Origin of the sequence: Anaerosacchariphilus polymeriproducens (genome assembly GCF_003363435.1) — a bacterium.
Classification (GTDB): Bacteria; Bacillota; Clostridia; order Lachnospirales; family Lachnospiraceae; genus Anaerosacchariphilus; species Anaerosacchariphilus polymeriproducens.
Genome location: NZ_QRCT01000050.1, coordinates 288,992 through 313,340, shown reverse-complemented (window position 1 = coordinate 313,340; position 24,349 = coordinate 288,992). Strand labels below are relative to the sequence as shown.

Annotated in this window: 29 protein-coding genes and 1 pseudogene; 5 read left to right on the top strand and 25 right to left on the bottom strand. The window is 33.4% G+C overall.

The features are described 5' to 3' along the window. Window position 1: 1 nt before the first annotated feature. The 10 genes from DWV06_RS16835 to DWV06_RS16790 all read right to left on the bottom strand — a co-directional run bounded on the left by DWV06_RS16835 (window position 2) and on the right by DWV06_RS16790 (window position 6,946). Window positions 2–427 (bottom strand): single-stranded DNA-binding protein, encoded by a 426-nt coding sequence (locus tag DWV06_RS16835; protein ID WP_115483373.1) that lies wholly within the window; start codon window positions 425–427, stop codon window positions 2–4. 12 nt (window positions 428–439) lie between these two features. After that, on the bottom strand, window positions 440–1,045 hold the full coding sequence (locus tag DWV06_RS16830; RefSeq protein ID WP_115483372.1) for a hypothetical protein: 606 nt from the start codon (window positions 1,043–1,045) through the stop codon (window positions 440–442). Between the two features lie 12 nt (window positions 1,046–1,057). Next, complete coding sequence (locus tag DWV06_RS16825; RefSeq protein WP_115483371.1) at window positions 1,058–1,402, bottom strand: hypothetical protein; 345 nt, start codon at window positions 1,400–1,402, stop codon at window positions 1,058–1,060. After that, window positions 1,395–2,639 carry a hypothetical protein gene (locus DWV06_RS16820; RefSeq protein ID WP_115483370.1) on the bottom strand — a complete coding sequence of 415 codons (1,245 nt, stop codon included), beginning with the start codon at window positions 2,637–2,639 and terminating at the stop codon, window positions 1,395–1,397. The genes DWV06_RS16825 and DWV06_RS16820 overlap by 8 nt, the downstream gene beginning before the upstream one ends. Then, on the bottom strand, window positions 2,639–4,624 hold the full coding sequence (locus tag DWV06_RS16815) for a PcfJ domain-containing protein (RefSeq protein ID WP_115483369.1): 1,986 nt from the start codon (window positions 4,622–4,624) through the stop codon (window positions 2,639–2,641). The genes DWV06_RS16820 and DWV06_RS16815 overlap by 1 nt, the downstream gene beginning before the upstream one ends. Window positions 4,625–4,634: 10 nt before the next feature. Then, window positions 4,635–5,105: a Cas9 inhibitor AcrIIA9 family protein gene (locus DWV06_RS16810; RefSeq protein ID WP_115483368.1), complete on the bottom strand. Its 471-nt coding sequence runs from the start codon at window positions 5,103–5,105 to the stop codon at window positions 4,635–4,637. Continuing rightward, window positions 5,098–5,550 carry an RNase H family protein gene (locus tag DWV06_RS16805; RefSeq protein ID WP_268877880.1) on the bottom strand — a complete coding sequence of 151 codons (453 nt, stop codon included), beginning with the start codon at window positions 5,548–5,550 and terminating at the stop codon, window positions 5,098–5,100. Before DWV06_RS16805 ends, DWV06_RS16810 begins: the two co-directional genes overlap by 8 nt. A 2-nt stretch (window positions 5,551–5,552) precedes the next feature. After that, entirely contained in the window at window positions 5,553–6,293 is a 741-nt protein-coding gene (locus DWV06_RS16800; RefSeq protein WP_115483366.1) for a rolling circle replication-associated protein, read from the bottom strand. A 155-nt stretch (window positions 6,294–6,448) separates the two neighbouring features. Beyond that, window positions 6,449–6,655, bottom strand: coding sequence for a hypothetical protein (locus DWV06_RS16795; RefSeq protein ID WP_115483365.1), 207 nt, complete (start codon window positions 6,653–6,655; stop codon window positions 6,449–6,451). Window positions 6,656–6,727: 72 nt separating this feature from the next. Continuing rightward, window positions 6,728–6,946 carry a hypothetical protein gene (locus DWV06_RS16790; RefSeq protein WP_115483364.1) on the bottom strand — a complete coding sequence of 73 codons (219 nt, stop codon included), beginning with the start codon at window positions 6,944–6,946 and terminating at the stop codon, window positions 6,728–6,730. Window positions 6,947–7,242: 296 nt separating this feature from the next. On the opposite strand from DWV06_RS16790, the gene DWV06_RS16785 reads away from it, so the two are divergent. Beyond that, the gene (locus DWV06_RS16785) at window positions 7,243–7,506 is read left to right on the top strand and encodes a hypothetical protein (protein ID WP_115483363.1); all 264 of its coding nucleotides are present in this window, start codon (window positions 7,243–7,245) and stop codon (window positions 7,504–7,506) included. Window positions 7,507–7,673: 167 nt separating this feature from the next. Here the strand turns inward: DWV06_RS16785 and DWV06_RS18465 are convergent, their stop codons facing one another. Further along, complete coding sequence (locus DWV06_RS18465; RefSeq protein ID WP_155522645.1) at window positions 7,674–7,838, bottom strand: hypothetical protein; 165 nt, start codon at window positions 7,836–7,838, stop codon at window positions 7,674–7,676. Between the two features lie 66 nt (window positions 7,839–7,904). Beyond that, the gene (locus DWV06_RS16780) at window positions 7,905–8,123 is read right to left on the bottom strand and encodes a helix-turn-helix domain-containing protein (protein ID WP_115483362.1); all 219 of its coding nucleotides are present in this window, start codon (window positions 8,121–8,123) and stop codon (window positions 7,905–7,907) included. Between the two features lie 177 nt (window positions 8,124–8,300). Here DWV06_RS16780 and DWV06_RS16775 point away from each other — a divergent pair, with 177 nt between their 5' ends. Next, entirely contained in the window at window positions 8,301–8,702 is a 402-nt protein-coding gene (locus tag DWV06_RS16775) for a helix-turn-helix domain-containing protein (protein ID WP_115483361.1), read from the top strand. A 3-nt stretch (window positions 8,703–8,705) separates the two neighbouring features. Then, window positions 8,706–10,145 (top strand): recombinase family protein, encoded by a 1,440-nt coding sequence (locus DWV06_RS16770; RefSeq protein ID WP_115483360.1) that lies wholly within the window; start codon window positions 8,706–8,708, stop codon window positions 10,143–10,145. Between the two features lie 21 nt (window positions 10,146–10,166). Here the strand turns inward: DWV06_RS16770 and DWV06_RS16765 are convergent. The 7 genes and pseudogenes from DWV06_RS16765 to DWV06_RS16735 form a co-directional block, all read right to left on the bottom strand. Beyond that, window positions 10,167–10,433 (bottom strand): annotated as a pseudogene (locus DWV06_RS16765) (polysaccharide deacetylase family protein); the annotation flags it as partial. 41 nt (window positions 10,434–10,474) lie between these two features. After that, on the bottom strand, window positions 10,475–12,118 hold the full coding sequence (locus DWV06_RS16760) for a recombinase family protein (protein ID WP_115483359.1): 1,644 nt from the start codon (window positions 12,116–12,118) through the stop codon (window positions 10,475–10,477). 291 nt (window positions 12,119–12,409) lie between these two features. Next, window positions 12,410–13,750, bottom strand: a complete 1,341-nt coding sequence (locus DWV06_RS18460; RefSeq protein ID WP_155522644.1) for an anti-sigma factor domain-containing protein — start codon at window positions 13,748–13,750, stop codon at window positions 12,410–12,412. A gap of 2 nt (window positions 13,751–13,752) precedes the next feature. Then, window positions 13,753–14,466: a hypothetical protein gene (locus tag DWV06_RS16745; protein ID WP_115483358.1), complete on the bottom strand. Its 714-nt coding sequence runs from the start codon at window positions 14,464–14,466 to the stop codon at window positions 13,753–13,755. A 170-nt stretch (window positions 14,467–14,636) separates the two neighbouring features. Further along, entirely contained in the window at window positions 14,637–16,232 is a 1,596-nt protein-coding gene (locus DWV06_RS16740; protein ID WP_235828991.1) for a recombinase family protein, read from the bottom strand. Between the two features lie 31 nt (window positions 16,233–16,263). Further along, window positions 16,264–16,404: a hypothetical protein gene (locus DWV06_RS18655; RefSeq protein WP_193726034.1), complete on the bottom strand. Its 141-nt coding sequence runs from the start codon at window positions 16,402–16,404 to the stop codon at window positions 16,264–16,266. Window positions 16,405–16,564: 160 nt separating this feature from the next. Then, on the bottom strand, window positions 16,565–17,446 hold the full coding sequence (locus DWV06_RS16735; protein ID WP_115483357.1) for an AraC family transcriptional regulator: 882 nt from the start codon (window positions 17,444–17,446) through the stop codon (window positions 16,565–16,567). Window positions 17,447–17,505: 59 nt separating this feature from the next. Here DWV06_RS16735 and DWV06_RS16730 point away from each other — a divergent pair, with 59 nt between their 5' ends. Continuing rightward, window positions 17,506–18,369: a sugar phosphate isomerase/epimerase family protein gene (locus tag DWV06_RS16730; RefSeq protein ID WP_115483356.1), complete on the top strand. Its 864-nt coding sequence runs from the start codon at window positions 17,506–17,508 to the stop codon at window positions 18,367–18,369. A 42-nt stretch (window positions 18,370–18,411) separates the two neighbouring features. Here DWV06_RS16730 and DWV06_RS16725 read toward each other — a convergent pair whose 3' ends face one another. The 5 genes from DWV06_RS16725 to DWV06_RS16705 all read right to left on the bottom strand — a co-directional run bounded on the left by DWV06_RS16725 (window position 18,412) and on the right by DWV06_RS16705 (window position 21,674). Beyond that, entirely contained in the window at window positions 18,412–18,726 is a 315-nt protein-coding gene (locus DWV06_RS16725; protein WP_115483355.1) for an LPS biosynthesis protein, read from the bottom strand. A 165-nt stretch (window positions 18,727–18,891) separates the two neighbouring features. Continuing rightward, window positions 18,892–19,650 (bottom strand): HAD hydrolase family protein, encoded by a 759-nt coding sequence (locus DWV06_RS16720; protein ID WP_115483354.1) that lies wholly within the window; start codon window positions 19,648–19,650, stop codon window positions 18,892–18,894. A 190-nt stretch (window positions 19,651–19,840) separates the two neighbouring features. Continuing rightward, complete coding sequence (locus DWV06_RS16715) at window positions 19,841–20,917, bottom strand: acyltransferase family protein (protein ID WP_115483353.1); 1,077 nt, start codon at window positions 20,915–20,917, stop codon at window positions 19,841–19,843. A gap of 109 nt (window positions 20,918–21,026) precedes the next feature. Then, on the bottom strand, window positions 21,027–21,359 hold the full coding sequence (locus tag DWV06_RS16710) for a hypothetical protein (RefSeq protein ID WP_115483352.1): 333 nt from the start codon (window positions 21,357–21,359) through the stop codon (window positions 21,027–21,029). A gap of 84 nt (window positions 21,360–21,443) precedes the next feature. After that, entirely contained in the window at window positions 21,444–21,674 is a 231-nt protein-coding gene (locus DWV06_RS16705) for a hypothetical protein (RefSeq protein WP_115483351.1), read from the bottom strand. 154 nt (window positions 21,675–21,828) lie between these two features. Here DWV06_RS16705 and DWV06_RS16700 point away from each other — a divergent pair, with 154 nt between their 5' ends. Beyond that, window positions 21,829–23,061 (top strand): amidohydrolase, encoded by a 1,233-nt coding sequence (locus DWV06_RS16700; protein WP_115483350.1) that lies wholly within the window; start codon window positions 21,829–21,831, stop codon window positions 23,059–23,061. Window positions 23,062–23,095: 34 nt separating this feature from the next. Here DWV06_RS16700 and DWV06_RS16695 read toward each other — a convergent pair whose 3' ends face one another. Beyond that, complete coding sequence (locus DWV06_RS16695; protein WP_115483349.1) at window positions 23,096–24,226, bottom strand: zinc-dependent alcohol dehydrogenase; 1,131 nt, start codon at window positions 24,224–24,226, stop codon at window positions 23,096–23,098. Window positions 24,227–24,349: the final 123 nt, after the last annotated feature.

Here is a 24,349-nt window from a genome sequence, read left to right as displayed (position 1 = left end):
CCTAATTGAATGGTAATTCTTCCTCTATTCCATCCGGTATACTCATAAAACCATCGCTGTCCACTTCATTGGATCCAAGACTTTTTGTCTCAGAAGCATTTGCAGGACTTTTACTCTCAGCAAATTCATGCTCTTCTACCACAATATCTGTTGTATATACCTTTTGTCCGTCTTTGTTGGTATAGCTTCCTGTCTGTATTCTTCCTGTTATAGCAATCTTTGTTCCTTTCCGGAGATACGTTTCCGCAAATTCCCCATTTCTCCCGAATGCGACACAATTGATAAAATCTGCAGTTGCTTCACCTTCTCTTTTAAATCTTCTATCAACTGCCAATACATATCTTGCAATTGCCATTGCATTGTCTCCCTGTGAATATCTGACATCAGGATCTCTTGTTAACCGTCCCATTAAAATAACTTTATTCATATTCGTTTCTCCCTATATGTTTTCTATTGTTTCAAGGTCAATTCTTGAAATGACATCCATGAATTTTGTTTCATAATTTTCTTCATTTGGTCTTCTTGTACAAACTGCCAGAGCGCATATTTGGTTCTTCCAGTACATTATTGTTCCATTTTCGTTGACTGCCATTGGTCCAAATGGTTCCGTCTCCTCCTCACGGTTCATTGCAGACAGATCAATCAGGCTCATGAAGATTTCATTAATAAGAACACAATTCCCTTTTTTCATATTCTGTAAGACTCTACATGCAATCTCTTTCTGTTTAACGATTACATTTGTGATTCCAAATTCTGTGTCTGCTAATTTCCAATGACTTTCTAAATTCCAGTTATGATTAAATGGTATTTCATACTGATTTCCTGTTCCTTTGATCGCTTTGAATACCTCTCCTGCTGCCGGAAGTTCTCCTACTATCTCAATTAAAGCAGCCTTGTCTTTGTTTGGGATTTTGTTCTCTTTTATCCTTATGACCCAAAATCCTCCCTCTAAGAATATTTCATCCTGATCACGTCCAACGGTTAATCCTGCTCCCTTCCACGCTTGATTTACTAATCTTTTAAATACTGTTGAATTAAAAAACATCCCTTCTCCTCCTTAAAAATCCCATTTCCTATACTTTAATTTACGTTCATCCCAATCCGGATAAACTGATTGCAGGTATTCTTTCATCATTTGCAGCATCTCTGCCCGAAGTCCTTTATTCCCATTGTCTAGGAGGCCGTGATGGTATCGGCACCCCAAGACTCCGTTCTCTTCCATTCCTAGCCCCATGCTTGATTTTGGTATGTAATGCATAATATCTTTTATGTCATACAGCATCTGACTTGTATTGTTCATGTGATATCTTGCTTTGCAAAACAAACAAGTTCCATCATCTCTGAAATAGATTCTTTCCTGTGTCGGTCTGTCAAATTGTAGAAGCTTTGTATAGTTAGGCATCGACTTCCTCCTGAAGCCATTCCCTTATTTCTTCCTTGTCTATGACAAGAACTTCTGATAAAAACGGGATCCAGTCTTCCAACTCTACCGACTTCAGATACGCAAAACGAGTCTGACTTTTTGGAATTATATGAATTCCTTCTTCCGTATGGATGTCCTGCTGCCTTTGGCTTTCCTCTAGCTCCTGAGATTCTTCAGATTCATTTCCTGCATCCGTTTCTTTGGGTACCTCCAGCTGCTCTGTCTCATGAAATCCTTTCTTTTGTGCTACGTCGCAAACCGGTTCATTCATGTAATTTTCTAAAGCGTTGGATACTTCCAAATCTTCCTCAAACTCTTCTTCGATTTCTTCCTTCTCCTCTGTTTCTTCTTCGACTTCCTCTATGTTTTCCTCAATGGATGGGATATCATCTTTTTTCTCTTCGACCGCTCCTACCGGCTCTTGTTCTAACTTTTCCTCATATACTTCATAATAAGATCTTTCTGCATCCTCACCTTGAAACATTTCTTCAAAACAATCAATTAATTCCCGGTATGTATGTTCTTCCTTATCTTCTCCTCTTGGCATAATAGAAAATCTACTTTCGTTGAACATTACATTCGCTTCTGCCATACGGTAAAATCTGAATTTACTTGGTGCAATTAAGATTCTTACTTGTTGCTCCACCGTTTCCGTTCCAAAAATGACCGGACGTTTTATTGTTTCAAATACATCCTCAAATACTTCTTTTCCTTCCTTTAGAAAGAACTCTTTCAGCATTGCTTTCATCCAGTTCTTTTTTGACAGTTCCATTTGTGATACGTCGCACACTGACATTTGTCCCGGTAACTGCTCTTCCTCTTTTTCTTCCGGGAGCATTTTATTTTTTATCTCCCTGATCTCTTTCACGGTAGCCGTTGTTGGTATTTCTGTAATCAAGTCTTCTGGCATATGAAGCATTTCGATTAACTTTGAACTTCCAAATCCTTCGAATTCTTTTTGAATCTCGATTGAATTTCCACCAACTGAATACTTGTCATTAATGCTCATGAACCTGGATGCCGTTGACCGTTCGATATGAAATGTCTCTTTTGCAAAATCGTAAATATCTATAAAATTCTCCTGCCGGTACCACTTGTTATCTCTTACCTGTTTAAGATAATATCCTATCTTGACAAAGCTTTCTGTAGCTACATCCATTTCATATCTGATATTCTTTTTTGTTTGTAGGTACTGTTCTTTTCCTAATTCCTGCATTAACTTGCCTTCCTTTCCTTTGCCTTATTCTTTTCCAGACGTTCTTTTTTAAATTTTTCTACCAGTCTTTTTACATCATCCAACGGAGCCTTATTATTCAAACCCCGCACTTGAATTATTTCATTCTCTCTAACTTCCATGGTGTAATATGACTTTTTCGGTTCTGCCTTCTTTCGGATGAAGAGTATGGTGGTCTTCCCTTCTACTACTCTTTTTACATAAGTTCCTACACAATGATGTAACTGCTGCCCCTCGTGCCTTATTTCGGTTGCACTCTCCGGCATACGAATCAAAAGATCTTCTGTTTCGATTTCATAGAGTGCTCCCAGCTGTTCCCTCTGCTTTTTGATGATTTGATTGTCGTTGTGTTCTTTTTTCTGTTCTAACTCTTCTTTTCTGAGGTTCGATTCCTCTGTCGCATCATCATGTGCCTGTTTAAAATGTCTTGGGAAAATAACAAACTCATTTCTTAAGTCATACTCTAGCTGAGCTGCCATTTTTAAATAGTCGTGATAATCTCCCACATCAAAGTCCTCATCTTTCATTTGCTCTTTGATATATTTGATCATTTTATATGGTGTGGTATATCTGACATATCTTTGAAAATTATGATGCCTGCTGATTTCTGCAAAGAATCTGATCTGCTCTTGTGTCAACACAGTTCCCATTTCATTTGCCTCCACCGTTACGACATATTCTCTACTTGTCACATCCATCTTACATATTTTGTTTCTTTCATCTTTTGGAAGCCTTAACATCGTTTTTAGATTTTTTGCTTTTAAATCTAAATACTCAATAGTTCTCCTGTCAATCAAAGCTCTTGCCAGTTTATTCAATCCCATTTTGACCAAATATTCTAAACTGGGATGTTCCAAGTACGCTTCCATATAATAACTTGGGAAAAATTCATAGTCCCTATTTTGTCTTATGAATAGCTCCCATGCACTGTACTGCATCCTGCTGCCTTTAAAAATCTGTTTCAAATTCCTGTCATATACAATTGATCTTTTTTCCATCACCTTTTCCTTCCATGAGTTATAATCCTTTTTGCACCACCTTATGATTTGTGTCCCATGGAATTTTGTATATTCGAAGGTCTGCTCTCTTCTAAAATCTTCATCATAAACAGTGCGTATCCCTTCCCAATAAAGTAACTTTGGTCTTTGGTAATCTTCATAATCTTTTTTAATGTCAAAATATCGGACCACATATCCTTCCTTCGTTTTCTGTATGATACTTCCTGCCCCCCAGTCTACAATATGGCCTGCCTTTTTAATTGACTTATAAGTGACCTTACTTTTACAATTGGGACAAATTCCAGTTTGATTGTATTTTGGAGCTTCCACCGGTACGGTCTGCCCACAATGGGTACAAAATCCTTCTGTTACCTTTTTTGCATAATGATAAAGAATATATTTACTTTTTATCATTGCATAGTCATTCAGCCATCTTTCAAAACGTTTCGGAAGTTCCGGCACTTGGTTCATATAGTGATCTATGTAATCTATTTCTTTTTGTCTCCTGGTATTGCATTGGAAAAATCGGATTGATGTATAAGCCGTTTTATATTGATTGTTTATATACGTACAGATCTTTATTTCATCTTTCTCCTCAATCCAGTGTTTTATCGTTGCTCCGTATAGGATGTGTTTCCCATAATCTAAGTGATCTATGGTGGCTGTCCTCCATTTATCGATTGCCGGCTCGTATGTCAGAAAAGATTGCTCCTTTTTTGATAAATAGATCATATACTTTGGACCTCTTCTTCCTTCCAGCATATCTTCTCTTGTATACAAGAATATCTGCATCACTGCCTGTCCATCTAAATTCCTTGATGCGACTCTTATGAACCAATGATAATTGGGTTCCCAAGTATCACTTTGGTCATATCTTTGTATCAAGTACCCTTTGTCTTGTTCTACAACGTTCTTCATCTTATCTGTTGCATTCAGTACTTTAAAGGTCTTTAACTTCTTTTTCTTCATTTTCAGCCACCTACCTTACGTAATATTCTTTTGCCCATTGATAAGTGACCTCATCGGGAATAGGACAGCCCACCATTCCCTGCCTTGGTATGTTATTTTCCTTCATCCACTTACTACATTCTTCCTCAATCTTTTCATAAGTCTTTTTCAAGCAGTCATCAAAACTTTTACCCTTATTTCTTACTTTTCTTGCAAACCCTTCCTCCATGCACTGGCTGACCAAATAGGAAAAATAAACCTCTTTCATGCTTCCCATATTGGTCACCTGTTCTTTTTCTACCGTCAGCTTTCCGACTGCTGCCATGAATGGATCCGTTAGTTCCTCCATGGCTCCAGCGTTATAAGCCTGTGCGATTCCTTCTTCAATGCCATTTTCTTTTGCAAGAATCAATATATTTTTGGTATCTCCTTCTTCTAATAGCCCTGCTGCCGCCCGATTCATTTCTTCTGCTGAATCAAATTCACCAAATACTTCATACATGTTTCCTATCCTCCATTAATCTCTTTATTTCATTGTGCATCCAGACCGAATATTCGTTTCTTCTTTCTTTTATGAACTGAATATCATGCCGGTTCCTGTGCGCTGCCAACTGCTGCCATAGTTCCTTATTCTTCACTTCCTCACCTTTACTGTTCACCCATCCTGTAACCTTCCACTTATCCACATTTCCATGTTCTACGTTGTTGATCATGAACGTGGAATCCGTATGTATCTCAACAAAGCACTCCGCATTCAGTAAATTCAATGCTTTGATACTGGCCAGCAGGGTCGTCCTATGATATGTGGTCTCTTTTTCCTGCTCAAAGATCTCTCGGGTCACTACTTCCCCACTTTTTTTCTTATATTCCACCACAGCTGCATACCATCCCTCTTGGATCCGTGGACCTTTTATTGTTGTCTCTATGAAAATCTTTACCTCATACAACGTTATCCACCTTCCCTTTCCATCCTTCTGTATGTATAATGGCGGTACTTGAATCCTGTCACCGGATTGATTCCCTCAATGATGCTGTTCTTATCTATGTAGTAGCCTTTCTTTTCACGTATCTTTAAGAATTCGCTTGCTTTCATAAGTTTTCGTTCCGGTTCCGGTACGATCAGGTTTCTGCTCCTTGAATACCTTTGCTTCATTCCTTTCGATTCCCGAAATGTCTTGGATGTTTCTTTGATCAAATATTCTGCTAAGTCCTTATAGTCTCCGGTATCATCCAACATAACGAATTTCGGTCTTCCTCTGCTCCAATGTTTCTTTACCAGTTTAGGGGTCGATATCATCCCCTGGGTGATATTTTGAATAATTAAATGATGATGAATTGCTGTATTTAAGTACTCCGTAGCCACGATGTATTTAAACTGCAGGTCCAATTTCTTGTATTCCTTGCGCATTTTGATCAGAAACTTGTTCAGCTCCTTTTTCGCTTCCATTTCTGGAAGACGTTCCTCTTTTTTATAGGTCAGTGTGATATGAAGATCATCTGGGTCAAAATTGGCATTTAATATTCTTCTTAACTTCTTCTCTGCCATCCATTGATTTTGTTTTTCTATCTGCTCTGAGGTAGGCTTTTTCTTTTTCTCTCTTTTTTCTCCCGGTGCTCCATATCTTCCCTTATGTTTTTCTTCTACTTCGATCGTTCTTTTCAATCTGTATGTCAATCTCTCGTACGGCATCTGCTATCTCCTAAAGTTAATATTCTAATCAAGTCTTAAATGGGACAAAAAATCCCCATTTTGTTGACTTTTTGCCCCATAGATGCTATACTTTAATTGGTTTATTAACTATGGTGGCGAAAGTCATCTGCACATTCAATTTGCAGTTGAATGTGCTATTTTTTTCCATATCTTTCTTTTAGCTCTTGCAGTTCTTTTATGGTACCGAGATCCTCGTACTGTCCAAGCTCGTCTACCATGTCTCCGAAATATGTAACATCCCCTCCTCTTTCCATGCCCACAATCCGAAACTCTCCTGCTGTGTGCCCTGGTACTCTATAGCCTCTGCTGCCCGGATTCTTTCGTGTTCTTCTCTCTTGCATCAGTTCCCTCCTAATAATCGTGATCCAACTGCATTTTCTGTTATCTATGCTATACAATTATGAATACACATTCTAAGAATCATGGCGATTATCATAATGATTGATACTGCCTTTTACACGCCTTATCCGCCTTCTGGTTTCTACCGCTTGTCCAATAATTCCTATAAACGAACCAGTTAAGGCAATGATTACTTCTAAATATGTTGCTTCACGCTTGGCTAAGATCAATATGAACGCTGATAGACTTAATGTGGCACCTATGCCTAGTGATATGTTTCCTAGTGTTTTCAATTGATTTCACTCCTCTCGTTTTGTGCTATACCGCTATGATTCCTCAAGATGTTTTAGAAATCTTTTACACACAATTGACTTTTCTAATTCTCACCAATCATGGTAAGGCAATTAAATGACACTTGAATTTGAGATTACGTTGATTGGGGAGAAATGTTTTATTTTTTATATTGCCTTTTGCATATTGACATCTTTCTTTCAAGACTCTACAATATATTGTATAGAGAACGTATTTTCTCACTATATCTATGCATCAGTTTGCCAGAGCTGAAATAACAAAGAAAGGAGAATTACTAATGCAACAAGTTAAAATAACTTTTTCTAATAATGAAACGCTAGTTCTTGAAGAAGGACAACGTATTGCTCCAATTTCTCAACTTATACATAATAGTGAAAATATTACTTCACAACAACCTAGTTATAAAATTGGGTATCATATTTCAGCTGGTTTTATTCCTTCTGTAACAGAATTAATATGTAGTTGCGATTTTTTTCGCTTATTAGAAAACGAAAATAAAATATATAAATCCTCTGCGGTCGTAAGTATTGAGAATTTGTAAAACTATTAATTGTGGTTTGTGATAGACAGGCCACTTTTTTCGTTGTTTAATAAAATTTCCACACTTTTCAAAACATCAGATTCTCCTCCGACTTCATACCTATAATTTCACTGTGCTGTAATTTCTTTTACTCTCCTTTTTTATCAAACTTGTCCATCTTAACCGCTTTAGGCGGTTTTATCTGAACGTATATAACCAATAGCTTTCATTGCCTTATCATTTAATCTAACAGCTATTTCTTCCCTCTCTTTCTCACTAAGGGTATCCATTAAAACTTTTTCACCGCCTATTACTATGTAATTTACAAAGCTAATCAATTCGTTTTTTCTCACCAAATCACCCCCAGTAAAACTTATGCAACACTGATTGTACAAATTGACTATAAACTTTTTCGCATATTATGCGACATATTGACTAAAAAAAATATCATTAACCTCACTAAAAGTTAATTTTAATGCTTTACAAATTAAGTCAGCTTCTTTAATAGTAAATGTTTCTCCGCTATTACTTATTTTTCTATAAAGCGTGCTTTTGTCTATATTAATAATATTTGCAAGTCTTTCCACAGTAAGTCCTTGTTCTACTATCTTACCTTTTAATTTATTAATATTTACCAAATTAAATAACCCCTTTCCATTTTATTCGCACTATATGCGACACTTGAATAATAACTCTGAATTATAATTCTGTCAACATATTTTTGCATAATATGCGATTATTTTTTTGTATTAGGCTTTAAACCGTTGCAACATTGCGACATTTATGTTATTATATTTTTTATGGAGGGAAATAAAATGACTATAGGAGAAAGAATTAAACAAAGAAGAAAAGATTTAGATATGTCTGTAGATCAACTAGCGGATATCTTAGGGAAAAATAGGGCAACTGTGTATAGATATGAAAATGATGAAATTGAAAATTTACCAACTACAATATTGGAACCTTTAGCTAATGCTTTAAGAACAACTCCAGCGTCTTTAATGGGTTGGAATGATGCGGCGCAAGATTCAAAACAATCATATAGCCAAAAATATGATTGCGAAATTAATAAACTTACTAAAAAAGAATTCGATTTATTAATGGAACTAACTTCACATTTTCATATGTTAAACTCAGAAGGTATGGAAGAGTCTGTAAAAAGAATTAAAGAACTAACATATATACCATTATATTGTAAAGAAAAAGAAGGTGAGTAATTAATGAAAATAGCAGCACTATATATTCGTGTTAGTACAGATAAACAGGAAGAGTTGTCACCAGATGCTCAAAGAAGGTTATTATCAGACTTTGCAAAAAAAAATAACTATATTATTGACAATGAATACATCTTTATTGAAAGTGGTATATCGGGTAAGTACGCAGAAAAGCGTCCGGAATTTCAAAAAATGATTGGAATGGCTAAATCAAAAAATCATTTATTTGATGTGATTCTTGTATGGAAATATTCTCGCTTTGCTAGAAATCAAGAAGAAAGCATTGTTTATAAATCTCTGTTAAAGAAAAATGGTATAGAAGTGATAAGTATATCAGAGCCACTTATTGACGGACCTTTTGGCACATTAATCGAAAGAATAATTGAATGGATGGATGAATATTACTCCATACGACTATCTGGTGAAGTAAAACGTGGAATGACAGAAAATGCATTACGTGGCAATATGCAAACCAGACCACCATTTGGCTATATTTTAGAAAATGATAAATTAATTATTGATAAAGAAAACAAAGAATTTGTTAGACTAATTTTTGAACGATATGTTTATAATAGTAAATCATTTTATGGTATCGCTAAAGAATTGAATGCACTTAAAATTACAACAAAAAATGGTAACCCATTTACTTCTAGAGCAATTAAATATATACTAGGAAACCCAATTTATATGGGAAATATTATGTGGGGATTACCTTTAGAACAAAGATCCAAAAGAACTAGAATTGATACTGAAGGTGTAATTATACGTAAAGGATCACATGAACCTATAATATCCGAAGAACTATTTAACTTGGCAAAAGACCGCTTAACTAGAGAATATAAATATAAAGCATTGCCGCCTGAAAGCCAAATACATTGGTTAAGTTCAATGTTACGTTGTTCTTCTTGCGGCCGTACTCTAGTATCTAATGGTGGTAAAACTCCATCCTTTCAATGTAGCGGATACAAAAAGCATCAATGTAATGTATCACATTATGTAAGAGCTGCCCAGATAGAACAAGCTGTCTTAGATAGTTTACTTGATGCTACCAAAAATAAAAATTTTGAATATAGCAATCTAATTATTGAAGATAAGTCATTTGAAATTAAAGTACTTAATGATACATTGAAAAAATGTATTAAAAAAGAGGAGCGAATTAAAGAAGCTTATCGAAATGGTATAGACACATTAGATGAATATAAACAAAACAAATTAATTATTATGAAGGAAAAAGAAGAAATACAAAGTAAAATTGATAATTTAAAAAAGGACTTTTCTGTAACTGATAATGCCGAAATGCATAGAAGGATAGAAAATGTATATAAAATCGTATCATCAGAACTGTCAAGCAGAAATGAAAAGAATAAAGCAATAAAATCAATTATTACTGATATCGTTTTTGATAAACAAAATAAGAGAATTGAGGTTTCTTATTTTTTATCCTAATTTTTATACCCTATTACAATTCGGTGGTCGAAACAAAAACATATCAGTTCCCAAAAGCTCTTTTACTCTCTTATGCGCGACCATTATTTCCCTTTTACATTTTTCTTCACTTATCTGAGACATCTGTTTATGATTTTCACTATGGTTTCCAATATCATGACCTGCCTTAGCAATTGCTTTTACATCTTCGGGATATTCACCTACCCATTCACCGGTCATGAAAAATGTAACCCTTACATTCTTCCTTTTTAAAATGTCTAAAATCTCTTGAGTGTCTTCATTCCCCCAGGGAAATAATAAATTGCGTGAAAAAATTAAAAGTCAATGCTTTAGCTTTTCCTATCTTTCTCTGAGTCGTTTGAGAAATTGTACACTATTTCAATGTTTTTATCTTCATGGACAATTATCTTTTCAATCATATCAATTAGTATCCCTCTATCAATAGCATCCACTTTTTTTGTTTGTAACAATTTTTTTATCCATAAGCTGTATTCTCTTTTTAATCTCTGCTTTTCTAATAGTTTTTGAAGTCTTGACTCCCTTTCCATAGCTTGAAAAATTTGTTTTTCATATCGAAGTTTATTACTAATATATTCGTCTTTAATGAAACGTATCTGATTCTGTTCTTTCACTTCATCAAGAACATCGAAATACTCATCTTTCAACCTTTCAGTTCTTCTTTGATACTTTTTTATATCTTCTTTTGCTAATATTATATCACGTTCTATACTTGAAATATTTTCATTCAATATTGGAAGCCTGGTTACTATAGAATTAATATCTTTTACAGCTTGAATCATTGAATTTAAATCCTTTAAAATAATATACTCTAACACATCTAAACGTATGGTGTGAGATGTACATCCTTTTAAACCTTTTCTTTTCCAATTTCCACAACTATATGTAATGACTCCATTATGATTACATTTTTGTAAGAAACATCCACATGCTCCACACTCTAGCAATCCTGAAAACATTGTAGTTTGAGCTTTTTCTTTCACTTTAAAGTCAAACTCTTTCTGTGTCTTTTTTAATAATAACTGTGTTTTTTCCCAAATATATTTTTCTATGATCGCTTCATGTGTACTTTCTACTCGAATCCAATAATCCTTCTCAACCATTTTGGCCTTTCCTCTAGGTTCTTCCCTTTGCGTTTTCCCTTGGACCATATTTCCAATATACATTTCATTGTTCAGAATATTATGTATTGATGAATAAGTCCAATGTCCAGTATTTTTATGGCTATTTTGATAATGCTCTCCAATACTTTGCTTATATGCTATCGGTGACAGCACTCCTTCGGTATTCAATTGGTTTGCTATTGATTGTTTCCCTTCACCATTTGTATACATATTAAATATTCTTCTTACGATAGATGCCGGATACTCATCGATTTCAAGTTTATGCTTATCTTCTAATGATTTTTTGTAACCATAACACGCATGAGCACCAATAAATTTTCCATCTTCCTGCATATTTTTGAAATTATTAAACACATTTAAAGAAATACTTTCAGAATATTGATTATTATACATTAATTTTGTTTTTATCAGTAAATCTATATCATCTTTTATGCTATCAAAATAATCATTGACAGAGATGAATCTTATCCCTTTAATCTTGAAATCACGTAAGCGTTTCTCAGTTTCTATCGATTCTCTCCCATATCTTGAAAGGTCTTTTACAATAATACAATCTATAACCCCTTTATCAATATCTTTGTCTAATTGCTTAAGACCACTTCTATCAAAGTTCATCCCCGTTTTTCCATCGTCTATATAATAGTTAACTAAATGCAGATCATCCTCATTTTCTACATATTTTGTTAGAAAAGCCCTTTGATTAATAATACTATTAGACTCCTCTTTATACTTGTCTTTATCATCCTTGGAAAGGCGAATATAAATTCCCGTTTTATAAACACTTTTCTTTTCAAATTTTTTGCCCCTTAATAATCTCCCCGTATTATTCATTAAATCTCACTCAACTCCCTGTTTAATCTTCATTGGCGTGTGATTTCACTATTTTTTGTATGAATTCTTCCGTGGTAAACTTGTTTCGATATGTACGTTTTATACTATACTTTTTGACTAATTCCTCTACTGGAATTTTTTTACGTCCTCTTTTTTTCACCGATACCTCAATAATACTACTTTTGTGCTATACTATTTATCACTTTGTAAAAATATACTTTTAATTTAAAATAGCACTGCCAAATAAGACAATGCTATTTTATGAAATATACTTTTATTAATTTAATCTTTTCAGTCATCCTGATCGTCTTCAGAATTATCGTCCCTATTTTCTTGTTCTCTTTCAGCTCTTTCTTGGGCTCTTTCTTGTTCTTTTTCAGCTCTTTCTCTCGCTTTTTCTTGTTCCTTTTCAGCTCTTTCTCTCGCTTTTTCTTGTTCCTTTTCAGCTTTTTCTTTCGCTTTTTCTTGTTCCTTTTTCGCTTTTTCTTTCGCTCTTTCTTGTTCTTTTTTTGCTTTCTCCTGCGCATTTTCCTGTGCTTTTTTTGCTTTCTCTTGCGCTTTTTCCTGTGCCTTTTTTGCTTTCTCTTGCGCTTTTTGTTGTTCCGCATTTATATCTTTAGATGTTTGTGGAGATTTGTCTTCATCGTCTACGTCTTCATCTTTTTCGTCTTCATTTTCGTCTTTTTCATCTTCGTCTTTTTCATCTTCGTCTTTTTCGTCTTCTTTTTCGTCTTCTTTTTCGTCTTCTGTTTCGTCTTCTGTTTCGTCTTCTGTTTCGTCTTCTTTTTCGTCTTCTGTTTCATCTTCCTCTGACAAGTAAGCTTTTTTATTACTTTGAATTTCTTTCATAATTTCTTTTACCGGTTTGGTTAACCATTCTTCCAAAACTATATCGTCCGGATTAGATGAACTAGCAATTAACTTTTCAACAAGATTCAATTTGCCAGGTGTAACACCCATCTCTCTTGCTTTTTTTACACGTTCAAAACCTACACTTGATACTTCTACTTCCACTTCTTCTTCAACTATATTTTCAACAATTTCTTCTATCTTATCTTGAAGTTCTTCCACTAACTCCTCTGATGTTTCGTCATTTTCATTTGATACCGTAATTACAATACCACCATCTAGTGTTTCAGCATCATCTGTTAACTCATCTGTTTTATTATCAGTAGTTGTATTTTGATCAGAATTTGTTTCAGTAGTTGATGTATCCTCTGTAAAATAACCTTCTTCTTTAATTTCTTCAATAGTTTTGCTGATAGCATCTTCAATTGACATATTATTTAAATCTTCAATATTATCCAGAACTACTTGTCCATCGTCATTCACAGACTCAATCTTAATAACACGGCCAAAACGATTAATTGTATACTGAATTGACGGATTGACATCCAGACTTACATAAGAATAAGGTGAATAATATGCCCACGACCCTGTAGCTCCTACGAGTAAAAATAAAACTATTGAAGCAACACTTAAAGCAAGTTTTTTAGAAATATGTAACTTTTTATTTTTCATAACAATTTCATCTCCCATGCTATAATTTTTATTTTTGATTTTTACAATACTGCCATCATCAGATAGTACGGCTGCATATTCATCTTTAATTTCAACCACAACTGATTTCATAACTACATCTCCTCTCTGATGAATCGTAAATATTCAGCCAGTAGAGGATACTCTCCGGATAGTATTTCTACTGCTGCTATTATATATTTTCGATGACGTTCTAATAATTTTCGGGGTACATTCATATTTTTTTGAATTATTTTTATGGGAAGTAGTTTCGTCTTTCTTAATTCATAAATCATAACCGGATGAGATAATAGAAAATTGACTGCCTTAGCACAGGTTGATTTGGTCTTTTGAGCTTGAGGTGAACAGCTTGTCAAATCAAAAAAGGTAAAACCATAATTTTGAAACACCTCATTTACGGCACTTATTTCCAATCGAATGGAATCATCATTTTTTTGTAAAATGTTCTTTGACACTTCGTTATGAATTGCATTTTCCGTGTCATCTTCCGTCGTTTCCGTGTCAAAGACAATCGGATCAACAACAATTTCTTTACTATGTCTTCTTTGTTCTCTTAAAAAATCTATCAATCTTCGTCGAATTACTAATTCAGAAAATTTAAGAAAACTACCTTTATTTAAATTGTATTTATTGGTAGATTCTGCAAAAGCCATAACAGCAATGGACCATTCATCATCACTTTTGGTTACATATTTTTGTGTTACTGCAGATGCACACTTTATAATAAAAAACTCATTTTGTTTTATTATTTGCTCTAACAATTCAGAATTTTTTTGAGAATCGACGATTAAAAGATCTAAATCTCTCATAATCTTATCCTCCTTTCAGCAATATGCTCTAATATATTCTGTCATTATTATATACTAAACCATTTTTTTGTTCAATGGGAGGATTTTTCCATCATTTTTCTATTCAATTTACCGCTTTTTTCATGCTCCCCAGGGTGCATAAAAAATGTGCAAAAGTTATAGTTATTTTTCTATATTTCCAATGAAAAATTGTAGATAATCTTAATCCGATTTCCTTCATACACAAATATCTTATCAATCATATCGATAATTAATTCTCTGTCAAGTTCTGTAATTTTATTATTACGTATTAATTCATTTACCCATGGGCTATTGATATTTTTATTTTTAGTTTTTTCTGCCTTGCCAGCCAAATATTCTTTCTTCTTAACTAGATGTTCTTCTTTTTCTTCATAATCTTTTCGATAAGATAAATATTCTTCTTTCGTTAATAATTCTTCTTTATAATCTTCATATACTTCTTTTTTTAATTTCTTTACTTTAGATAATTCTAAATCTATTTTCCTCTTTTCAGCTTCTGATCCATATATTTTTTCCGACACTTGATTCTGTATTTTATCAGCAATTTGTTGTAAATTTGTAAAAGAGGATATCATCTTATTGAAATCCTCTAATAATATCTGCTCTAATAAATCATGACTAATACGATGGGGCGTACAATTTGTCTTCCCATATTTAGTATAAGTGGAGCATACATAAGATACCCCTTTCATACAATTGGAATCTCTATTTATGCCAGGTTTCACATAAGGTAATTTTTTTCCCAAAGCCCGGCCACAATCACCACATTTTAAAAAACCAGCAAATATACTAACATTACGTTCCATATCAAATTGTTTCACTTCTTTTTTTATTAAACTTTGTACTTTATTCCATATGTCGACATCAATAATAGAATCATGGGTATTTTCTACGATTATCCAGTCCTTTGCATGAACCGGATTTGCCTTCCCTTTCATTCTCCGCTTTGTCTTTCCCTGAACCATATTCCCAATATACATTTCATTTTTTAATATATAATTAATTGTGGAATACGTCCAATAACTGGTGGAAACCAGCTTTTTACAATTAGAATAATGAAATCCTTCAGCCTTTTTATATGCTGAAGGACATAATATACCTTCTTGATTCAATATTTTTGCAATTGCTATTTTCCCATTTCCTTCAATATATAATTGAAAAATTCTTCTTACTACAGACGCTGCATACTCATCAATAATAAGCTTATGATGGTCATGTGGAGATTTTTTATAACCATAACTGGGAAATGCCCCTATAAACTCACCGGCCCTTTGTTTTGCTTTAAAAGCGGTCTGAACCTTAGTAGAAATATCTTTGGCATATTGGGCATTAAATATATTTTTAAACGGAATCAGTAACCCACCATCATCTTTAGAACTATCAAAATTATCATTGACAGCAATGAAACGAATCTCTTTGTCTGCAAAATACCTTTCTAAAAAAAAACCTGTATCTATATAATCCCTTCCAAACCGTGACAAGTCTTTCACGATTACACAGTTGATCCGGCCCTCTTCAATATCATTAAGCATACGTTTAAAATCAGGCCTTTCAAAATTAGTTCCTGAATACCCATCATCAAGATATTCATCATATAAAACAAAATTTTCTTTATCCTTTATATAATTTCTAAGCAACTTTCTTTGGTTCGTTATACTGTCACTTTCATCCTTGTCTCCGTCTTCCCGGGATATCCGCATATACAATGCCGTATGAACTTTTTTTATATATTCTACCTTTTCCAAATGAATCACCTTTATAATAAAGAGTTTTTATCTAATGACAATCTGATTTCGGGAAATTGATGTGACTCTTAATCACTCTCTTTACAAATTCCTCTACAGAATATTTACCCAGATATTCCCTTTCTATTATATAAGTGGTTTGATCATTTCTTTTTTCTTTCTTATTTTTCATTCATTCAACCTCCTTTTTACATCTTATTTAAAAGGAGATTGTCCAAATGCAGAGTTTTTTCTTTTCATATGCGTTTTGTGCTAATATCTATTTGTTTTCTTCTAGTAGTAAAAATCTTTTTATGATATATTGAATCCAACATAGAAAATCTTTTGAAAAATTAAATTTCACTATGAGCCTGATTTCGGAATTCACGCGGTGAATAGCCGATTATTTTTCGAAACAAACGGGAAAAATAATTAGCATCATAAATCCCTACGGCTGATGATACATCACTCATAGATAACGTTTCATCTTTCAAAAATTCTATGGCACGGACAATCCGCAGACGATTAAGATATTCAACTGGAGTCAGCCCTGTTTCCGTTTTAAAAACAGATCTGAAATATCCCGGGCTAATATTATGAATACGTGCATATTCAGTAAAATCAATATGTTCCGCCAAATTATTCTCAATAAATCTTTGGCAATCTGTAATAATATCCCGGCGTGGACTTTCAAGATCTTTAGAATCAGCGAATTGACGCAATCTGGCACGTGAAATAATGATTAATATTAAGTTTAAATAATCTTGTTTTACTTGCTGAAAAGCAAAACCCTGCTCTATTTGCTCATTACGCATCGTTTCCAACATTTTCTGAACCTGCTTAGCATCAGGAACAGATAAATGAATAATGTGCTGTCGATTTAAATCAGCCTGGTAGATAGGAGCCTGCTCTTTCGGTTCTGTCAAATTATTAAGTAAGCCGCCGAATTGTCCATCCCACCAATCAGCAATCTGCTCGGGATAAAATTGACAATTGTACATGCTGACGGGAGTTTCTATTAAATAAGCATGCTCCTGATGCGGTGGAATAAGAAATACGTCACCCGGTATCAGAGGCATAGAAATATCTTTATATTTGTGAATACAAGAACCTTTCGTAATCAGAACAAATTCTTGAAAAGTATGACGATGGGCAGGAACAGATTCCATAGTATGGAATACTTCTAAAGCTATCGCACTTTTGTCTGTACTTTTAAAAGAAACATATGGTATCATTGCTGATCTCTCCTTTAGATTGGCACTAAATATATATCATTTATTAGGAGGTAAATAATATGAAAATTGGTTTTAATGAAGGATGCGACCGTTACTGTAAAGAGCATTCTGTATTAAAGGATTTGGAACTTTGTGAACAATATGGCTTCGATTTTATCGATATTCAATCTGAATGTCTTGAGCGTGATCTTGCTGCCGGAATGTACACGATTGAAGAATTAGGTGAGTGGTTTAAAAATCACCATTTAAGTATGCTTTCCTATAACGCTCTATGCTTCTTCAACATGAAAGAAACACAAGAGGAAAAGGATGCTGTTATGGCCGAATTAGACGAAATCATCCGTCGCTGCCAGATTCTGGATTGCAAAATGATTGTTGTTGTACCAAGCCAAAATATAAAATATCATGCAACAAGACAAGAAATCCGTGAAGATGCAGTAGCCGTAATCAAAGAAATGCTAAAAAAAGTAGAACCTCACGGCATAAAATTATCAATTGAATTCTGTGGCAGCCCTGGAATGACAATCAACCGTTTTGAAGATGCCTATGCAATTGTTGAAGAAATTAATTCTCCTTTTGTTGGAGTAACACTCGATCAATACCATTTTCATGCAATGGCCTCTGACTGGGCTGCACTAGAAAAAGCAGATGGCAAAAAAATCTTCATCTGGCACTTAAATGATATGGAAGATGTTCCTTGTGGCGCAGCATATAATACAGATGAAAAACGTTTATGGCCGGGTGACCCACGAGGATGTCTTGAACACAAACGGTACGCAGATATTTTCAAAAAAATCGGTTTCGAAGGAGACTGCTGTACAATCGAAGTATTTCGTCCTGATTATTATGAACTTTCTCAAGAAGAAAATGTTCGTACTGCAGCAGAAGTTACTCGTGCTCATGTAGAAAAATATTGGGATTAATCCAAAATACGCCCGCGGCATTTAAGCCGTGGGCAATATTTTTTAATTCCCACTTTCTTTACAATTATGGCATTCCTTTTTATAACTATCTTCCGTCATTAGAGATAAAGATTGGATTTTTTCATTCACCATATCCCACATACAATAAGGTAAGTGATCTCTATGCCCTCTATGTATTAGAACACATTCATAACAATTACCATGATGACGACAGGCTTGTGGACAATTACAATGATCAACGCCGCTTTCTTCCACTTGTTTCAAAAATTTCAATTTGTATTTTAATCCTTCTTCCGGTTTTCCCTCTTTTCCTAACTCCAAATCTTTTTTGCATAGTTCATTTCCATCAATTTTCATAAATTTCCTCCTTTATTTATAAAAAACCTTATACAAATCATACTATATTTTCATTATTTTGTATATATTAAAGGATTACCATTTAGGAAGCATGCTAAAAGGACTGAACTTGTGCAAAGCAAGGTTCAATCCTTTATAGTTAGTTATATATTTTTTGAAATTATTTCAAATACTAGTGCACTGATACTCATCGCAACATGAGTCAGCGGCTCTCTCACCTAAAATGAATTTATCTATAGCGTAAGCTATATTACTATTTGTGCAAACCAGGATTTCTGACTTGTCAATTCCTATTATCTTACCTAATTTAACAATAGCTGATCTTTTACTTGTATGAATGGAATGAATCTCCAGACCCTTCTTTTTGTTTAAAGTCACTCTTATATTCTTATACTTTAGTAAGTCCTTTTGTATTTTTATCCTTATATCTTCGGTACTCGTTGTTACTGAAATTCCCACAATTTCATTTTTGTATTTTTTTACAAATTCTTTAAGATTATTTACTTCCTTTATCGCTATTTTCAGTGACGTATCTTTGTATTTATTTTTAACTTCTTTCATATGATTACTTTCTACATAAATCATTCCATTCATAAATACTTCGATTTGTACCTCTTTCATCTTAAAAAGATAATCAAGAATTTGGATAACCACTTCATAATTTAAATTCACAGTTACTATATCCGTTTTACACTTCGCAACTGTAGTAACGGCTCCATTAGAAGTAATCCAATAGGAATTTTCAAATAATCTTTGTATTTTCTTTGGTATATCACTTTTGGGAAGTCCCGTAATCGGTACAACAATAACCCCTTGTTCCATCGTTTTTCTAATTGCTTTTTCATCAACTATTGATATCTCTTGCTTATTATTTAATAGTGTTCCATCTAAATCAATACCTAATAAACGAACTATAGCTGACAATGCTCCACCTCCTTATAATTATATAATTTTCACTCCTTTCACTTACCATATATTTCCTATCTTTTTTGTATGGTATAATATTATTATATTTTTGTCAATACAATTTTTTACAAAATTTATCTACTTAATATTTACTTAATAGTTAATAAGAGCCATTACTCTAAAAGATTTAAAGTAAAAGCTCTATGCTTTATGTAAACATTTCTATAAGTTTACATTTACTCACCTTTATCATCAATTTATCTATTTTGGGATTTATTGCTTTCCATAATGGTCTCTCTACCAAAGAGATACGGATTTTATCTATAGCCATACATACAACAAATATAATTATAATTGCCCCTATCGCATGAAAAACAAGGAATTTGGAATTTAAAAACGTATTATTTCTAAATATATATTTCCAAATATAGTTTCTAACAATCGGATTATCATGAATTAAATAGACACCCAATACGGAACCAGCAAGCCAATTAATAATCCTGTTATAAGAAATATTCATATTCTTAAATGCCAAAAATAATGATAGTGAACACACGACCAACGGCAAACTATGAGCTCCCATAAAATAATTGTAAGAGATAATCCCAAGTTTACTATATATTATTATAGGTAAAATTATAATGATATAACTAAGAACGATCATTATGATATTTAACTTCATATGATTAAAATAATTAGTTGCATTTGGATATAAACGTATATAGGCAGCAATCAAATATAATGTAATAAATAACATAATATTGCTAGACCCAGCAATTGTGAACATAGTAAAGGTAGGTATTAAGATATAAATTGAAAACAATACCATAATACATAGCAAATGCATTCTTTGTGATAATGATTTTATTAATAAGTTAATAAATGGTGATAACATATACAATAATATGTATGCAGACATAAACCAGTACTGTCCACTAAGCGTCGGTAAACAAGCCTTAATCATTTCTTTCATTCCTATATTTCCATGACTTACTACATAATAAATGATTGCTATCCCGATGGAATACAATAAGACTTCTAATTCAAGTTTCAATAATTTTTTAAAATTAAAAGTAGAATTGACTAAGAAATAACCACTAATAAAAATAAAACAGTCAACACCAATTTCTCCAAGCCCTGATGATTGGATAAAAAACTTATTGAATGGTATTGACGCAGCATTTATATTAAAGTCACCATGAACAGAATAATGAGACAATATTATGATTAATATACAAATGATACGTAATAGTTCCAGATTTGAACTCCTCTGTTTTTTATACATATAACCTCCTTCATTGATAAATCAAACTAGCAAAATACTTTTAAGTTATGAAAGAGAATAACAGTATTATATTAACAGGATGTATTAAAATTGTTAAATTTATGAAAATTTATTTTTTATTTTCATCTACCATACTCACTTTCTGTATGGAATCAATTCTATATAGCATTTCTTTTTGTTTCTCACCTTTTTTGTCTAAAATACAACATTTTAACCATTCATCATCTATATCTACTACTTCACATTTAACCTCTGATAATTCGGTATCAATTGCTATGGTACAAACTTTTCCTTTTAACTCAGATATTAATTTAGACATTTCATTTCTCCCGTTTTTTTTCTTTTCCATTTTCTTTATTCGTTTTTCCATTTTATTTATTTTATCTGGGTAAGACCAATAAAACGCTAATATGGCCAAACTAATTAATCCAAACATCTCCAAATAATTTATTCCTCCTTTTCATTACTTCAAGATTTAGTTATTTTAACATATAGCGTTTTAAATTACCACAAAGATTTTGCACACTTAGCATGCTCCCCATGCTGCATCAAAAGATAATGCCACTTTTTTTTCATTTGTTTCCACACAATAAATAGGCAGCTTCTTTTTTCCTGAACTCAACTTTATATTCATAACGGTAGCTGTTGGTATATACAAAAATCCACCAATCAGCATTAAAATAAATAAGGCAAGCAAAGCTGACTTTTTCATATGCTTTTCCATATATTGTTGATTTGCATTTTTATTTTGAGACATAATCATCCCCACATAAACGTTGCTTTATGTAACTATATGTATAATAATTTTAAAATAAAACCGTTTTAGTATAAGAATAATTTACATTGTTTTGTTGATAATAAATTTAGATTTTAATAAATGATACAATAAATACGAATACTGGAGAAATAAAATGTTACTTATAAAAAATGGAAAAATATTAACAATGACTGGAAAAACATTCGAGCCCGGAAGTATAGTAATTGAAAATGGAAAAATTAAGGAAGTAGGAAAAAAACTTAATGTTTCTGTTCAAAAAAATGACGTTGTAATTGATGCCGAAGGTTTATGGGTGTTGCCCGGAATTATAGAAGCTCACTGTCATATTGGTATCACCGAAGAAAAAAAAGGAATGGAAGGTGATGATTGTAATGAAATTACCTGCCCTATTACTCCACAATTGAGAGCACTTGATGGTGTGAACCCTTTAGATCCGGCATTTCATAATGCAATACAAGCCGGTATTACCTCCGTAATGGTTGGTCCTGGGAGCACAAATGTGGTTGGTGGACAATTTATGTTTATGAAAACTCATGGAAGAGTTGTCGATCAAATGACTCTTCTTGAACCTGCTGCAATGAAAATTTCCTTTGGAGAAAACCCAAAAAACTCGTATAAAGATTTAAATAAAGCACCCTCTACACGTATGTCGATTGCTTCTATGCTTAGAGAAGAGCTCTTTCTTGCTTCTCAATACAAAAAACGTAAAGATACTGCAACGGAAAATAACGAAACTTTTGAAACTGATTTCAAATTAGAATCCTGGCTACCTGTTCTAAATAAACAAATCCCCCTAAAAGCGCATGTCCACCGTACCGATGATATATTAACCGCAATAAGAATTGCTAAGGAGTTTGATCTTAGATTAACATTAGACCATTGTTCTGAGGGGCACATTGTTGCAGAACAAATAAAAGCTAGTGGATATCCTGTTATTGTTGGTCCTGGTCTCGCTTACCGAAATAAACTGGAAACTCAAAATGTCGATTTCAAGACTGCCGGAGTTTTAGCCAATCATGGAATTAAAGTTGCAATTACTTCTGACCATCCTGTTACATTAATTCAATATCTCCCTATTTACGCAGGACTTGCCGCAAAAAAAGGGTTAGGAATTGAAGAAGGTCTAAAAGCGATTACCATAAATGCAGCTTCAATTTGTGGTACTGATGATAAGGTAGGAAGCATTGAAGCAGGAAAAGATGCTGACATTGCTATTTTTGACGGAAGCCCCATGGAAGTATTTACACAAACTATTTATACCATTATTGATGGCGCAATCGTTTATCAAAAATCTGATGATGACTCCCTATCATCTGGAACAAACAACTTCTCGGAGGATTATCCACAACCACCAAGTTTCAAATAAAATGGGGGGCATAAATTTTATCTCCCCATTTTATTTAAGGTTTTAATACTACTTTTATACAATCGTCTTGTTTTTTATCAAATATTTGGTAAGCATATTCTCCTTTTTCTAAAGCTAACTTGTGTGTAATGATATCAGTAGCATCAAATTTATTATCTTTAATCAATTTTAAAATCGGATCTACATAGGATTGCACCGGACATTGCCCCAGTTTTAATGTGACATTTCTAGCAAAGAAATCTCCTAAAGGAAAATTATTATATCTGGCTCCATAAACTCCAACAATTGATACCGTTCCACATTTTCGGACTGCCTGAGTAGCAATTTCTATCGCCGATTTGGAACCTCCCTGCATTCTTAACGCTGTTTCTAATAACTCAATTTTCGTCATCTTTCCATCCATTCCCACACAATCAATTACTACGTCTGCACCACCTTGCGTAATCTCTTTTATATAGGCTCCGGCATTATCATATTGTTCAAAATTCACAACTTCTACTCCATAAAATTTTTTTGCATGTTGAAGCCTATAGTCAATATAATCTACAGCAATAATTCGTTCTGCTCCCATAAATGCAGCCCATTTTATTGCTAAAAGACCAACCGGCCCACATCCTAATACAACCACGGTATCGCCACTTTTAACCCCTCCATTTTCCACTGCCCAATAGGAAGTCGGTAATATATCCGTTAAAAATAGAACTTGTTCATCTTCTAACTCCTCCGGTATCAATGTCGGTCCGACATTTGCATAGGGTACTCTAAGATATTCAGCCTGTCCACCGTCATATCCACCGAACGTGTTACCACATCCAAATATTCCGCCAATTTCTCCTTTTGGATTGGAATTATCACATTGACTAAAATATCCGTGCTCACAAAACCAACAATGACCACATGATACTGGAAATGGTACAATCACTCTATCTCCCTTTTTTACTTTTTGAACATCTTTACCGACTTCTTCTACAATTCCCATTGTTTCATGTCCTATGACAAATCCATGAGGCATATTCGGAACCATACCATGCACAATATGAAGGTCGGAACCACAGATTGCTGTAGAAGTTACTCTTACAACAATATCATCACTCTTTTTAATGTTTGGGTCATCTACCTTTTTTACTTTTACTTTTTTGAAACCTTCATAAACAATTGCTTTCATGATTTCCCTCCTTAATAACTAAAATTAGTTTTACCATAGAAATTCAATCTATACAGACAAATAATCCGACAATTGAAGCATGACTCATCTCGCAAGATTATTTGTGCAATAAATCCTGCAAAA

Bases quoted from the DNA above. Each gene is read 5' to 3' on its own strand.
- DWV06_RS16725 (WP_115483355.1), bottom strand. From the start codon at position 18,726: ATGAAAATTGATGGAAATGAACTATGCAAAAAAGATTTGGAGTTAGGA.
- DWV06_RS16830 (WP_115483372.1), bottom strand. From the start codon at position 1,045: ATGTTTTTTAATTCAACAGTATTTAAAAGATTAGTAAATCAAGCGTGG.
- DWV06_RS16760 (WP_115483359.1), bottom strand. From the start codon at position 12,118: ATGAATAATACGGGGAGATTATTAAGGGGCAAAAAATTTGAAAAGAAA.
- DWV06_RS16825 (WP_115483371.1), bottom strand. From the start codon at position 1,402: ATGCCTAACTATACAAAGCTTCTACAATTTGACAGACCGACACAGGAA.
- DWV06_RS16795 (WP_115483365.1), bottom strand. From the start codon at position 6,655: ATGCAAGAGAGAAGAACACGAAAGAATCCGGGCAGCAGAGGCTATAGA.
- DWV06_RS16695 (WP_115483349.1), bottom strand. From the start codon at position 24,226: ATGAAAGCAATTGTTTATGAAGGTTTCAAAAAAGTAAAAGTAAAAAAG.
- DWV06_RS16705 (WP_115483351.1), bottom strand. From the start codon at position 21,674: ATGTCTCAAAATAAAAATGCAAATCAACAATATATGGAAAAGCATATG.
- DWV06_RS16785 (WP_115483363.1), top strand. From the start codon at position 7,243: ATGCAACAAGTTAAAATAACTTTTTCTAATAATGAAACGCTAGTTCTT.
- DWV06_RS16820 (WP_115483370.1), bottom strand. From the start codon at position 2,639: ATGCAGGAATTAGGAAAAGAACAGTACCTACAAACAAAAAAGAATATC.
- DWV06_RS16810 (WP_115483368.1), bottom strand. From the start codon at position 5,105: ATGTATGAAGTATTTGGTGAATTTGATTCAGCAGAAGAAATGAATCGG.
- DWV06_RS16770 (WP_115483360.1), top strand. From the start codon at position 8,706: ATGAAAATAGCAGCACTATATATTCGTGTTAGTACAGATAAACAGGAA.
- DWV06_RS16735 (WP_115483357.1), bottom strand. From the start codon at position 17,446: ATGATACCATATGTTTCTTTTAAAAGTACAGACAAAAGTGCGATAGCT.
- DWV06_RS16745 (WP_115483358.1), bottom strand. From the start codon at position 14,466: ATGAGAGATTTAGATCTTTTAATCGTCGATTCTCAAAAAAATTCTGAA.
- DWV06_RS16775 (WP_115483361.1), top strand. From the start codon at position 8,301: ATGACTATAGGAGAAAGAATTAAACAAAGAAGAAAAGATTTAGATATG.
- DWV06_RS18460 (WP_155522644.1), bottom strand. From the start codon at position 13,750: ATGAAATCAGTTGTGGTTGAAATTAAAGATGAATATGCAGCCGTACTA.
- DWV06_RS18655 (WP_193726034.1), bottom strand. From the start codon at position 16,404: ATGAAAAATAAGAAAGAAAAAAGAAATGATCAAACCACTTATATAATA.
- DWV06_RS16815 (WP_115483369.1), bottom strand. From the start codon at position 4,624: ATGAAGAAAAAGAAGTTAAAGACCTTTAAAGTACTGAATGCAACAGAT.
- DWV06_RS16835 (WP_115483373.1), bottom strand. From the start codon at position 427: ATGAATAAAGTTATTTTAATGGGACGGTTAACAAGAGATCCTGATGTC.
- DWV06_RS16730 (WP_115483356.1), top strand. From the start codon at position 17,506: ATGAAAATTGGTTTTAATGAAGGATGCGACCGTTACTGTAAAGAGCAT.
- DWV06_RS16800 (WP_115483366.1), bottom strand. From the start codon at position 6,293: ATGCCGTACGAGAGATTGACATACAGATTGAAAAGAACGATCGAAGTA.
- DWV06_RS16700 (WP_115483350.1), top strand. From the start codon at position 21,829: ATGTTACTTATAAAAAATGGAAAAATATTAACAATGACTGGAAAAACA.
- DWV06_RS16715 (WP_115483353.1), bottom strand. From the start codon at position 20,917: ATGTATAAAAAACAGAGGAGTTCAAATCTGGAACTATTACGTATCATT.